Here is a 13,273-nt window from a genome sequence, read left to right as displayed (position 1 = left end):
GATGCGAGCCTCTTTGCGAGGTTCCGCCTCATTCACCGCATGATCCTCAACGGTTGCATCGGATGAGGGGGGAAGTATGCCGACGTCTCTGCTTGACGAGGTAAGCTTCTCGTGTGCCATACTACTCATCAATCATCCACTCCCGTCTCGCTTCCGCGTAACTGGTTGGTGTCTCGAAGAGCCTTACAAACTCTGTCCGTCCGCCGTCGGTCAGCCCGGCATAAGGCTCCGTCTGGAGCGCATGTTCCATCTGTTCGAACAGCCAAACGACCATATTCTCAGCCGTTGTATTCATTAAAGGAAGCGTCTCGTTGAGGTACTGATGATCCAGATAACCTTCAATCTGAGTTTTCCATATATCCTTGATATGTCCAAAATCAACCGTCAGCCCGGTTTCACCCGGATAACCGCTGATGCCAAAGATCACTTTATAGGTGTGACCGTGCAGGTTTTTGCACTTGCCTTCATAACAATGCAGATGATGTGCTGCGTCAAAGGTAAACTCCTTGCTTACCAGCACACGTTTGCGGTGATAGCGAAGCTGGGTGGGGAGAATATCTTCTCCGATACGTTGCAGATGCTCCACAATACGGAATGTTCCAGGTTCTCTCATCGCACATCCACTCCCGCTGATGCAGCAGCAGTACGCTGCTGCACATAGCGATCCAGTCCGGCTTTGCGCAGCTTGCAGGCAGGACATTCTCCGCATCCATCGCCGATCACACCGTTATAACAAGTCAGCGTACGCTCCCGAACATAGTCAAAAGCACCGAGATCATCCGCCATCTTCCACGTTTGCGCTTTGTCCAGCCACATGAGTGGGGTATGAATGACAAATGGATAATCCATCGACAGATTAAGTGTCACATTCATTGACTTCACAAAGGAATCCCGGCAATCCGGGTATCCGCTGAAATCCGTCTCGCATACACCTGTAACCAGGTGGCGTGCTCCTTTTTGCTTTGCCATAATGGCTGCAAAACTGAGGAACAACAGATTCCGTCCATCCACAAATGTACTTGGCAGTTCGCCATCTTCATGTGTAATCTCCACATCCGTGCGAGTAAGCGCATTGGGTGCGAGCTGGTTTAACAGGCTCATATCCAGAACCGTTTGCTGTACGCCCAGATCACGAGCGATCTCGGCTGCACATTCAATCTCCAGCTTGTGGCGCTGACCGTAATCAAACGTAACGACCTCGACTTCGGCAAACTGCTGTTTGGCCCAGAACAGACACGTGGTGCTATCCTGACCGCCGCTGAATACAACGACTGCTTTTTCTTCGTTCAACATAAAAAAACCTCTCCATCTTCTTGAGATCAAACCATGCACGTAGGCATGGAGTGTCGGAAGAACAGAGAAGTTCATGAACTGGCATCCATCAAAAAACACACCTTCTCGATAACCACTTCAAAAAAGCAGCCATGAGCAAGTGTCCTTAGTTTTTTACGTACATTACGTTAAGTAACGTGTACGCAAGACTTATACTGACCATCGTAGGGTCAAGTCTTATAGAGGGAGTTCGCGAACCTCTCCCATGCCGTAGGGCGTGTCTCAAAACTCGCTGAAGTGCATCTTTTACCACCTTTTCGCCCCATTCTGCGTCACTTTCCCTTGACGTGCCCCGGCACGCCTGCGGAAAACTTCCTTGCTTGGAACGAAAATTCGGCAAAATCTGCTTCCTTCGGAGTTCTCAGACACGCCCTATGGCATGGATTTTCTTCTTCAATTGTCTGAACCATTATAACATGAAACCGCGTGGTGACCACCCCACTGGAGCACAGTGGCAGTTAATCGGTTGGCTTTATTAACTAACGGTCTATTTGATATGTTTATTTAATCAGTACATTCCCGAAAGGGATCACTTCTTTCAGAATTCGTTTGAACAGACCCTCATCGTTGAGATCCTGTTCCAAGCGACGATTCTCACGTCCAGCCTGAAAGAGTACAGATCCATGTCCTGTCATCTTCCAATGATAATTCATATGCTGACTGGCAAGGTTGTTACCATATACCGTGAGTTCCAGATGTGCATTCTCGGGATAGGCAATGATGCTACCGGCATCCACATACAGTGGTGCTGTTGGGTGAAGTTCCTGTTGGCAGACCTGGCCTTGAGTGAGCAATCCGATTTTACCTCTGCCGGAAAATTTCATTTTCACTGCATCACGGGTGATCAGCATGTTTTTGATTTTTTGGATTTTGGTATGCATCGTTACACCATCCGAGTAGAAGAACAGGTGGCGGAAATCATAGAGCAGATCGCTGTCCTCCGTGAGCTCCACTTCCTTCATGGTGAATCCGGGAGGCAGGGCAGCCACAAATTGGCAAGGTCCGGTAATTTCAGATTTAATCAGCTTTTTTTTGCGATATATGCCCGTGATATTCATGAATTTATCATTGCGGCTCCCACTTGGACCGCGGAAGGCCACTATTTGCTGTGGATGCAGAATATGAAGGCGGTCATCTTTAATCAGTGAAAATGTGACGACTTGTCCAGTTCCGCCTGCTTCAGCATGGTTCAGGTGTATGTTCATGCAGTTGCTCCTGTCTTTTATACTCGGCCTGAACGGCGACGCATTCCCCAACGCATCACACGAATCAGAACAAAATAACCCAATATGAGAGAAACGACAGTGATGATCATCGTCTGAATTCGTTTGCTGGCAGCCGCTCTGGCATTCTGGTCATCTTGCAATTTACTTACCATTTCAGTAAGTTTCTGGTTCTGAGCCAATAGCTGTTCGTTCTGGGTCTTAAATGCTTCGACATTGGCCTGGGCTTGTCCCAGCTGAGCGGATGTTTGATTCAATTGCTCCATGGTTTGCTTGTAACTTTCCTGCAGAGCGTTCACTTCTCCAGGCAATTCGGAGACTCGCTCCCAGCCGCTATATATATCCGTAAAAATATTGGCACTGGCTGCATTTGCTGTCGAAGCGATCGAAACGGTAAATAGAATGCATGTGGTGAATAACACCCGAATGAAATAACCCTGAATGGATTTTGGCATCGTTAACACCTCTTTCTTCGGTTAGATCGAGCAATCGCCGAAATCGTCGTCTATTGTTGAAATACGGCTCTTACATTATACGTCAAAATCGGGACGATGGGTTCAAGATGATATCGTTTATTACCCGAAATATTTAAAATCATTTAGGAACAGGGCTGTTTAGCATATAAATGTGTGGGGTAATAGAACGATAGGCAAGCACACCGGACCGTTTTAACAGAACTTTTACTTCAGCTCCGGGTGCATGCTATTCACAAATACGCAATTTAATGAACGATACCAATATATCCGATTGAATATAAGATCGCGAACATGAAGGAGTAGAAACATATGTATACGACAGATCAGAACACATCAACCAAAACAATTATGATTACTGTTAACGGAGAGCCAGTAGGGCGTAAGCTGGTCATTGACAGTGTCACCTATGCCCCGGTAACCCAAGCAGATGGTGCACAGTATTTACACAAAATGGGAATTGATCATCCTACAGTTTAATTTGGGACTTGTCATAGATAAAGGATTGAAAAGCTTGGCATAGTGCCAGGCTTTTTCGTCGTTTATTGTCGTATTCAGGCGGATTTGGGGATGAGAAACTAATATATTGGAAAAATTTAATGGGAACATGTGTTCCGTGACAATATAGTGTCCATTCACCCTGATAACTTAGAAGATAATACACATAAATCGGGGGAGAGACTACCAGTGAACTCAGTCTTTGAAGTATCTTATTCGTGGAATAAAGAGGCCATACCGACAGGGGGAGCCGACCCCGTATATATGATGGTAGAGTGGCGTAACGGTGCCCCTGCCAAAAGACTTAGGAAAATAGCACCCAAAATTGTATCAAGAGATTTGGAACTTTTGCTCAAACCGGAATATGGGGTACAGCTCAAAGGCATCTATGGATGTCGCTCCAAAGAGACAGATATTGGTTGGTTACTCAGGCTTGGTGATGTATACAAAGGGGAGAGCAAACAAATTTTGCTTGAATTCGTCATGGGACCCCGGGTATCTGGAAAAGCAGCGGTATGTTCAGCCTACTGGAGCACAAGGAAGTTGAAGCAAAGTCAACGCGTATTGTTACGAAGAGAACAGTTGTATATTCAGTACACCAGTCATCTCGGCATGCTGAGACAGCCGGAAGATCCGAAGGTGGAAAAGACCATTAAGTTAAGTGAAACTGTACCGTTGATCAAGCAAGCCTTACGTGCCTATGAAAGGGGCCGGGTTCAAGAGGGGAGTCATATGTTGCGTCGTCATGTAGATGCGCTGTTAATTGAAGCCGCACGCAAGCAGGATCTGGATTATTACACAGAAGCCGAGATCGTTGAGAAGCTGCGTTGTCATTATGAAATCACGTTTACAACCGGATATCATGACCGTGAACAAAAGATATTAGGCGAATAGGGTTGATTTCAGATGGTTACGGTATAGAGAGAACGAGTCTACATATGTTTTGAAGGTGAAGTTTAGGAGAAGGTCGAATCTATGTATCAATATCATATTAAACTATGGATGGAGTTGTATCAAATTTATTGAAACAACATCGTGGAGGGTCCGGCAAAATGACAGACCGACTAATCCGATTAATGCGCATTATCACGCTGGTACAAGCCAAGCCGGGCATTCTGGCGCGTGAGCTTGCCCAGCGATGCGAGACGACGGAAAGGACGATATACCGCGACATGGAGGCCCTCAGTGCAATGCATATCCCGATCGCCAATATGGGACACGGACAAGGGTACATGTTTATCAGCCATTTTGCCATGTATCCGCTTAATTGGTCTGATGAAGAAGCCCAAGCTTTCATGCATCTTGCTGAAATTATGGAGAATATTCGTCCTTTGCTGAAACCTGCTTTTGAGAGCGCGTATGAGAAAGTGGTTGCTTCGAGTCAGAAAAACAAAACAGAACGTGTGGAATGGTCGGAGCAAATAAGTGGATTATTCAAAGTGGGATTGCCCGTATGGCAACATGAAAATAATGATTCACAGAACCAATCCCTGATTACCCTGCTTCAGGCTGGAATATCACAGAACACTATTGAAGCGGAGTATCTGTCTCAAGGAAAAAAAGGAATTGTACGCATAGATCCTTACTGTCTTATCCCACAAGAATACAGATTTGAGCTGTTAGGGTATTGTCACCTGTCGGAGAAACTTCGAATATTTCAGGTGAGCCGGCTGCTAAGGATACGGATCTTGCCGCGTACGTTTCGAAAAGAGGACTATCTCATACAATCACACTTCCGCATTCCTTGGGCATATGAGGGAAGTACGGAGTGGACTGCGTTCAAAATTCGATTTGCACCCCATGCTGTGGAGCGTGTAATGCAGGAACAATTCTATATACGCCCCATCTTAACCATAGAACCGGAAGGTAGCCTGTTATTTGAAGCCATATTAAGTGACGTTGAGGAGTTTCTCGTATGGATATTCAAATATGGACCTGATGCGGAGATCCTCGAACCTGAGATATGCCGCATCAAGATGAAAGAACGCCTGAACTATTGGCAGCAAATGTACAATAGAAGTTGAGATTAGAAGGCTCCTATTCTATCGCAACACACGATTAGGCACCGTGCTGTGGAGAGCTACTCTTTGCTTTTGAACAGGTTTGCCAGATTGCCAAACGGAGATTCTTTCTCTTCATCTTCTGTAGAGCTGGAATAGACAACCTTGGATGCAATGCCTTCATCATCGGCTGCACAGTTATTTTCCAGCGTGAATCGGTCGAATTGATGCATGAATACCTTGGCTGTATTGATGGCATCATCCAATGCGCGGTGCTGGGTACCATCGAATTCAATGCCACAGATTTCAAGAGCCTGAGCGAGACCGAGTTGACGGAACTTGCCTTCTTTGCGAACGGTGCGCGACCATTGTTGCTGGAGATCGTTATGATTGGTGATCCAGGCCACATCCAGTTGATGGGTACGACAATGAGAGATCAGTTTGCTGCGGTCATCGGGTCCCCAGGAACACATGTAATAGGGGTCACTTCCCATCCAGGCAATGAATTGATTCAATGCTGCCGGAAAAAGTGGGGCTGCATCAATATCTTTCTGCGTGATGCCTGTAAATTGAATCGTGTCAGTGGACAGAACGGATTTGTTGGAAGGACGAACATACGTATGGAACGTATCCGTAACGGCCAATCCATCCGCACTTTCCGTAACTTTGACGGCGCCGATATCAATGATTTCAGAAGAATAGCGAGTATTGCGGCTTACCGTGAATTCAAGATCATATATGATATATGGCATAGGACAAGCTCCTTTATCGATTAATACCTGTGGTAGATTTCTATTTCTCTATATTACAGGGAACATGCTTCCATGTCAGCCATCGCCAGAGAATTCATTGTAATCAGGATGAACGAACTGTTTGAATGTTTAATTATCTAACAGATGCATTACCGGTTTTGGTAAGTCTTTACTTCGCAAAAAGTGGTCGTTATAATGAGTGGAGTTAGGGGCTTTCCTATATATTGGTCTGTATTTATGGCAACATAAAAGTAGAATTATTATCAAAACTTCCTAACACAGTTTGAAATGTTGGGAAGTTTTTTTGTTATTTATGCCTATTCTTGCAGGAAAGGAGAGAAATTAGTCGGTTGTTGGTATAACATAGGAAAACTGCTTCACGAGTTCTATTATTGAATTTACAGTACATATGGAGGTTTGTTTCTTTGATTAGTAGAAAAATGAAAATAACAGCAATTACAGCTAGTGTGTTTGTTGTGTTAATGAGCGCTGCTTATGGTGCATTTTATATTTGGAACAAGAATTATAAATTTAATAATAATTATGTATGGCAGCCACTGGAGAACGTAGAATCTACATTAACCTTCAAAGATTCCTATAACGTGATTGTAGCTGGAACGGACCCTGAAGGTATTACCGCTGCCTTATCAGCTGCTCGTAATGGGATGCGTGTGTTACTAGTGGAAGCAAGAGATCGCAACATGTTGGGCGGATTGTTAACCGAGGGAGGCCTTAATACGCTGGATCTAAATTATTCCCCTGAACAACCACAGTTATTGAGTAGTTTGCGACAGCCTGATTTTTTGAACAAGGGCATTTTCCAGGAATGGTTTGACCAGATCGAGGGCAGTTCTTTTGATACCCATACAGCAGCTAACGTTTTCTATCGGATGGTTCGTTCTGAACCTAATATTGACCTGTTGATGAACGCGAAGGAATTAGTTCCTCTTACTGAACAATCTACGGGAGATCACACGACAATAACGGGGATGAGCATAACGAAAGAAGACGGAACAACGGTTCAGATATCAACCCGCTCCATTATTGATGCGACGCAAGATGCGGATATTGCAGCCGCTGCAGGAGTTCCATACTCCATCGGTAGACAAGATATTGGAGATGGTAAATCCAAAATGGTCTCTACGCTCGTATTCAAGCTAAGCGGTGTTACAGATGAGGTATGGCAAAAGTTTAGGGAAAGAGAGGGAACCGGGGTTGATAAGATGAGTGCTTGGGGGTACGGTGATGCTCGAAAATATGAATCCTCCAATCCACAACATATTAAGATTCGTAGTCTGAATATTGGAAGACAAAATGATGATACAATCTTGGTTAACACGATGCAGATCTTTGGGGTAGACCCGTTAGATCCCATATCTGTGAAAGAAGGTTTGGAGATCGGGAATAAAGAAGCCCCACGAATTGTTGATTTTCTGAAGAAAAATTATGATGAATTCGCAGGGTTGCAATATGCTGGGACAGCGAATGAGCTTTATGTGAGGGAGTCACGTCACATCTATGGCGAATATCGATTAACTTTAGCGGATGTCATGGAAAATCGTGATCATTGGGATGCCATTGGATACGGTTCATACGATATTGATATTCAGAGCACGAGTGTTGGAAATGCTGGCACGATTATGTTAAGTCCGATTCAATATGGTGTACCTTTTCGTTCTCTTGTTCCGCTAAAGGTGGATGGTATGCTTGTCGTCGGACGTGCAGCAAGTTATGATACAATCCCACATGGTAGTGCGAGAGTTGTACCGCTGGGAATGGCAGAGGGAGAAGCGGCAGGAGCGGCGGTCAAACTGGCCTACGTCCATAAGGAGTCCTTCCGAGAACTCTCAGCTTCTGAAGAGCGAGCATCTGAATTACGCAAAATGCTGGAAAAACAGGGTATGGATCTAAAAGTACATCATTTCGAACAGCCTAAGTATATGGAACATAAGGATTACAAGGGATTGCTGGCTGCCGCGAGTATGTATATGACTTCAGGCAATTATAATAACGATGGTTGGGAACTGGATAAAGGAATGAATCCGGAACGATTTTTAAGTAAATTGAAAAGAATGCAGTCGATGTTCCCAGAAGCCTACACCGGCAGTGCCGATCAAGCTCTGGCCACTATGGAGAATGCCTCAAGTCTACCTTTAACGTTGGATCAGGCTGCGTATATGTTATGTCTGGCAATGGGATCTGCAGAAACTGAAACTTCACTTGAGGATGCACTTGCTCAATTGCAAACGCAAAACTTTATAAGTGACGACACACTTGCTGGTATTGCTGACAAGAACAATCTTACCAATGGGGATGCGTTTATGCTCATTCGTGATGTAGTGGAGTATTATTCAGGAGTTGTATTTGGTTAAGTTGGTTGACAATTACTTGTAAATGAACTAATGTGGTCAAAAATGATAACAGCGTTATAACGAGGACATGATTGTGCAAGCCAGCTTCAACAGAGAGGGGACAGTATGGTGTAAGGTTCCTGTAGCTGCTTCCTAATTCCTACCTCGCGAGCTGCGGAAGAGAATACTCATTCAGGGTTGCAACATCCGCCGGCAGGGCCCGTTATGCCCCGTAGGACTGCATTTTACAGATCGCATAGATTGCGAACGGATGAATATGCAGTTAAACAAGGGTGGTACCACGACACATTCGTCCCTTGACGGATGTGTCTTTTTGCTGTTTACACGCCGTATTTTGATAATAAAAAAGAAGATTGGGAGTGATCCAGATGCGTCAAAGTGAAATGTTTGTTCCAACATTACGTGAAGCGCCAGCGGAGGCAGATGCGGCAGGACATCGCTGGTTATTACGCTCCGGTATGATTCGCCAATTGGCAGCAGGGATCTACAGTTACCTGCCTCTTGGACGCCGTATACTGTTGAACGTTGAACGGATCGTTCGAGAAGAGATGGATCGTGCCGGTTGTCAGGAAGTATTACTGCCGATTATGCAGCCAGCCGAACTGTGGGAAGAGTCCGGAAGGTACACCCAGTATGGTCCTGAATTAATGCGTCTAAAGGATCGTCATGCAAGGGAGTTTGCTCTTGGACCAACACATGAAGAAGTGGTAACTGCGTTAGCGCGAGATGAGGTGAACTCGTATCGTAAGCTGCCATTCACGCTGTACCAGATCGGAACCAAGTTCCGGGATGAACGCCGTCCTCGATTTGGATTGCTGCGCGGTCGTGAATTTATCATGAAGGATGCTTACTCTTTTGCTTCCGATTGGGAAGAACTTGATCGGACTTATCAGGCGATGAACACAGCGTATAGTCGCATTCTGGAGCGTTGTGGTCTGGACTATATCCGTGTCGAGGCGGACGCAGGAACGATTGGCGGTCAGGGGGAGACACACGAGTTCATGGCTCTTGCTGATGTGGGTGAGGACACGATTGTCACCTGCAAACATTGTGGATATGCTGCAAATCTGGAGAAAGCTGATTATCAGACTTCAGAAGATATAGGTGAACTCAAAGGGAAACCGGAAGTTCCTGCTGTCTCTGCGAATGCAGACTCCGCAGTTCAAACGGATGAGCAATCTGGGGTGGAAAGCGTAGTACGCATCTCGACACCGGGCGTTCGCACGATCGCAGAATTAAGCGCCTTTGTGGGCGAAGCTGCTAATCATATGATCAAAACACTGCTTTATCTGGCAGACGGTCAGCTCGTTGCTGCCCTTGTACGTGGAGATCATGAACTGAATGATATCGCATTGAAGCAGGTGTTGGGTGCGGAGGAACTGATCCTTGCAGACGATGCAGCCATTGCAGCACATCCGAGTCTGAAGGTCGGTTTTCTGGGTCCGATTGGACTGAATCTGCCGATGGTGGTGGACGCTGACGTGGCAGTGATGAAGAGTGCAATCACAGGAGCCAATGAAGTGGATATGCATATTTCCGGTGTACGCCCAGGCATTGATTTTGCATTGGAGCGAGTAGAACGAATCCGTTTTGCTGCTGAAGGGGATGCTTGTCCAGCATGTGGCTCACCACTGGGTTTTACCAAAGGCATTGAGGTTGGACACATTTTCAAATTGGGAACGAAATATAGTGATGCCATGGGTGCTTCATTCCTGGATCGTAATGGTCGCCAGTGTGCGCCAGTCATGGGGTGTTACGGCATTGGCGTATCCCGTCTGATGGCTGCGATAGCTGAACAGTATGCAGGAGATGAAGGCATACGTTGGCCTGCGACTGTGGCGCCATATGATGTGCATCTGATTCCGGTAAGCTGGAAGGATGAGCAGCAGCGTCAACTCACGCTGGAACTGGAACAACAATTGGTCGAGGGTGGTTACACGGTATTAGTCGATGACCGGGACGAACGACCAGGTGTGAAATTCAAGGATGCGGAGCTAATCGGATTGCCTGTACAGATCGTGATTGGCCGAGGAGCAGCAGAAGGACAGGTTGAACTGGGATCACATGCGCTTGCTGCATCAGGTGAATCGAAGCGAATCTCGTTAACGGCCCAGGAAGCCGTGTGTTATGTGAAGGAACAGCTCACTTCCTAGATCTATTTGGCTAATGATATAAGTTCATATAGTAGTACCGAATATCATGCGGTCGATCATTTTGATTGCCAAAATTCCAATTCGAGTATGAAAAAGAGGGCTATAGACATATAAATAGGCGAGATTGTAGTTGTTGTATCAGACGAAATAACTAAATGGGGATCGTTGTATTCAGTATACAAATAGTTTTATGATTAAGGAATCCGAGACCATCATGCTCAGGGCGGATTGATGTGCAAGTATGCAATTTTTAGAAGACAGAGATGTCGAAATCAATTGTATAATAACCGCATGAATACAGGAATTTCGGAGAGTTTTTATATAGTTCGGTATCGAAGGCACGTGATAAACTTGGTCCGTAAAGTCCATGCAGGGATTTATTTTTACTTCAAATGATTGTCAAGATCAGCAGGATATGTCCACGGGAAATGTTCAACATAACTGATATGGGTGGATGTTTAAAAACAGATATTAAAAAAATGGAATAGAAAAAAAGGGAGTCCCTTAACCAGTAATCTGGCTTGAGGGACTCCCTTTTTGTTATGGCAAGATAGATTGGTGATGTAATTGAACCATATCAGCGATCACGCCTATACGCACTTTGCTGAGCTTAAGAAGCTGCAGGCAGTTTCAATTGTTGACCTGGATAAATCCAGTGTGGATTTTTGATATTGTTCAGCTTTTGCAATGCCTGCCAAGTTGTGCCGTATTGTTTGGAGATAGAGTACAGGGAATCTCCAGATTTCACAACATGCAGTTTGGCTGGAGCTGGTTTGCTTGGTGTTGGTTTAACCGGTTTTTCCGGTTTTGGTGTTTCTGGTTGTGGCTTGGTTGGAGCTGGTGTTTCTGTTGCCGGAGTTTCCGGCTCTACTGCAGGTTTTTTCGCTTCACTGATCCGACCATCTGTTTTGATGTTAACTGCGCCAAGCTTCTGCATGTAATTGATCAAAGCTTCGTCCAGCGCGCCATACATACCTGTTGTTGGGTATTTGGCAAACATGGTGTATTCGTCACCACCAACAGCTGTGAAATCATTGGTTGCGAGCGTGTATGTGGCTTCCGGATCAAGGGCTTTATCACCAACAGTCACGGAATGTACACGGCTACCTTCAGCAGCGGAAGCGTCGATCTTGAACTTGATTCCAGATACTTGCGGAAATCCACCGCTTGGTTCCGGATAGGAGGCTACACCGACTTCAAGGGCTGCCAGGATATCGGACCCCTTCACTTCAAGAGTTACCACTTGATTACCAAAAGGAAGCACGGTGATGATATCACCTTTGGTTACGACACCTTGCTCAATGGAAGCACGGATACCCCCACCGTTAGTCAGGGCGATATCGGCTTTGCTTACATCACGAATGGCATCTGCAAGCAGGTCACCCAGGTTAGTTTCACCTGCACGTACTTGTTCACGTTTACCATCCAGCAGTATAGCTGTATTGGCTACTTCTTCTTTCAAAATCGGTTCTTGTTCTTTTTGAATGGCGTTTACGAGAGTTGCAACTTTCTCATTCGGTTTGATGTCTTTTGCTTCCGTTTCATCAATTAGAGTTGCTTGTTTCTTCGTTACTTTACCACCGTCTACCCACAGATCGATAACACCTACATAGTTGGTGTATTCCCCTGCGCTTGCGATCAATGTACCGTTATCGGATACTAGGCCATCTTGCAGTACTGTGTGACTGTGACCATCGATGAATACATCGATGCCAGGAACGTCTTTAACGACTTTGAAACTAGTGTCCGTGCTGGATGCGTCTTGTCCAAGATGTCCCAAGACAACAACAACATCAACTTTGCTACGAATTTCGTTTACCAGAACTTTGGCTTCCGCAGACGGATCCGTAATATCAAGACCTTCTACGTTTTTCGGATTCGTTTTGTACAACGTTTCCGGTGTAGTCAAAGCGATGATACCGATCTTCACGCCATCCACCTCTTTGATGAGGTAAGGATCGAAGAGTCGTGTTCCGTCTTTTTTCTTCACGTTGGCACTCAGCATGGGGAAGTTCATCATGTCTGCCAGTTCAACCAGGCGATCTGAACCATAGTTGAATTCGTGGTTACCCGGCACGATGGCCTGGTATCCCATTTCATTCATGACTTTAACGATGCTCTCACCATTTACGAGAGTGGCAAAAGTTGTACCATGTACAGCATCTCCGGCATCCAGCAGGAGTGTGTTCGGGTTTTCACTGCGATATTTGTCAGCGATTCCAGCTACTTTCGCAAAACCCATGGCAGGTGAAGATTCAACTGCACGGGCATGCGTATCATTCGTATGTAGAATGGTAATGTGTTTGCCTGTGCCCGGAGTGGTGTCCGTTGCAGCCGCGGCAATACCTACACTGCCAAACAGCAAACAGACCGTTAGCAGAAGTGAAACATAATTCTTCCAGATTTTCATATGAATCCGATACCTCCCCAAATAATAATCTACTAGAGCGTTTACATAGCTCAAATAGTA

11 protein-coding genes are annotated in these 13,273 nt (G+C 45.6%); 5 read left to right on the top strand and 6 right to left on the bottom strand.

The features are described 5' to 3' along the window. Nucleotides 1-121: 121 nt before the first annotated feature. The 4 genes from queD to MKY73_RS23520 form a co-directional block, all read right to left on the bottom strand. Nucleotides 122-613 carry a 6-carboxytetrahydropterin synthase QueD gene (gene queD / locus MKY73_RS23535; RefSeq protein WP_036611465.1) on the bottom strand — a complete coding sequence of 164 codons (492 nt, stop codon included), beginning with the start codon at nucleotides 611-613 and terminating at the stop codon, nucleotides 122-124. Then, nucleotides 610-1,290: a 7-cyano-7-deazaguanine synthase QueC gene (gene queC / locus MKY73_RS23530; protein ID WP_339308712.1), complete on the bottom strand. Its 681-nt coding sequence runs from the start codon at nucleotides 1,288-1,290 to the stop codon at nucleotides 610-612. The genes queD and queC overlap by 4 nt, the downstream gene beginning before the upstream one ends. A 542-nt stretch (nucleotides 1,291-1,832) precedes the next feature. Further along, complete coding sequence (locus MKY73_RS23525) at nucleotides 1,833-2,537, bottom strand: AIM24 family protein (protein ID WP_339240194.1); 705 nt, start codon at nucleotides 2,535-2,537, stop codon at nucleotides 1,833-1,835. A gap of 17 nt (nucleotides 2,538-2,554) precedes the next feature. Beyond that, nucleotides 2,555-3,010 (bottom strand): hypothetical protein, encoded by a 456-nt coding sequence (locus MKY73_RS23520; RefSeq protein ID WP_339259339.1) that lies wholly within the window; start codon nucleotides 3,008-3,010, stop codon nucleotides 2,555-2,557. A gap of 330 nt (nucleotides 3,011-3,340) precedes the next feature. On the opposite strand from MKY73_RS23520, the gene MKY73_RS23515 reads away from it, so the two are divergent. From MKY73_RS23515 to MKY73_RS23505, 3 genes are all read left to right on the top strand, one after another. Then, nucleotides 3,341-3,508, top strand: coding sequence for a hypothetical protein (locus MKY73_RS23515; protein WP_339259341.1), 168 nt, complete (start codon nucleotides 3,341-3,343; stop codon nucleotides 3,506-3,508). 207 nt (nucleotides 3,509-3,715) lie between these two features. Beyond that, nucleotides 3,716-4,420 carry a hypothetical protein gene (locus tag MKY73_RS23510; RefSeq protein ID WP_339303680.1) on the top strand — a complete coding sequence of 235 codons (705 nt, stop codon included), beginning with the start codon at nucleotides 3,716-3,718 and terminating at the stop codon, nucleotides 4,418-4,420. Nucleotides 4,421-4,578: 158 nt separating this feature from the next. Next, nucleotides 4,579-5,550, top strand: coding sequence for a WYL domain-containing protein (locus MKY73_RS23505; RefSeq protein ID WP_339303679.1), 972 nt, complete (start codon nucleotides 4,579-4,581; stop codon nucleotides 5,548-5,550). A 56-nt stretch (nucleotides 5,551-5,606) separates the two neighbouring features. Here the strand turns inward: MKY73_RS23505 and MKY73_RS23500 are convergent, their stop codons facing one another. After that, on the bottom strand, nucleotides 5,607-6,278 hold the full coding sequence (locus MKY73_RS23500; RefSeq protein WP_339259345.1) for a 3'-5' exonuclease: 672 nt from the start codon (nucleotides 6,276-6,278) through the stop codon (nucleotides 5,607-5,609). Nucleotides 6,279-6,703: 425 nt separating this feature from the next. On the opposite strand from MKY73_RS23500, the gene MKY73_RS23495 reads away from it, so the two are divergent. Both MKY73_RS23495 and MKY73_RS23490 read left to right on the top strand, forming a co-directional pair. Next, nucleotides 6,704-8,650, top strand: coding sequence for an FAD-dependent oxidoreductase (locus MKY73_RS23495; RefSeq protein ID WP_339303678.1), 1,947 nt, complete (start codon nucleotides 6,704-6,706; stop codon nucleotides 8,648-8,650). A 368-nt stretch (nucleotides 8,651-9,018) separates the two neighbouring features. After that, nucleotides 9,019-10,803 (top strand): proline--tRNA ligase, encoded by a 1,785-nt coding sequence (locus MKY73_RS23490; protein WP_339303677.1) that lies wholly within the window; start codon nucleotides 9,019-9,021, stop codon nucleotides 10,801-10,803. 610 nt (nucleotides 10,804-11,413) lie between these two features. Here the strand turns inward: MKY73_RS23490 and MKY73_RS23485 are convergent. Beyond that, entirely contained in the window at nucleotides 11,414-13,213 is a 1,800-nt protein-coding gene (locus MKY73_RS23485; RefSeq protein WP_339303676.1) for a 5'-nucleotidase C-terminal domain-containing protein, read from the bottom strand. Between the last annotated feature and the right edge of the window lie 60 nt (nucleotides 13,214-13,273).

It is taken from the genome of Paenibacillus sp. FSL R5-0519 (genome assembly GCF_037974275.1).
In the GTDB taxonomy this organism is placed as follows: Bacteria; Bacillota; Bacilli; order Paenibacillales; family Paenibacillaceae; genus Paenibacillus.
This window is presented reverse-complemented; position numbering and strand designations above follow the sequence as displayed.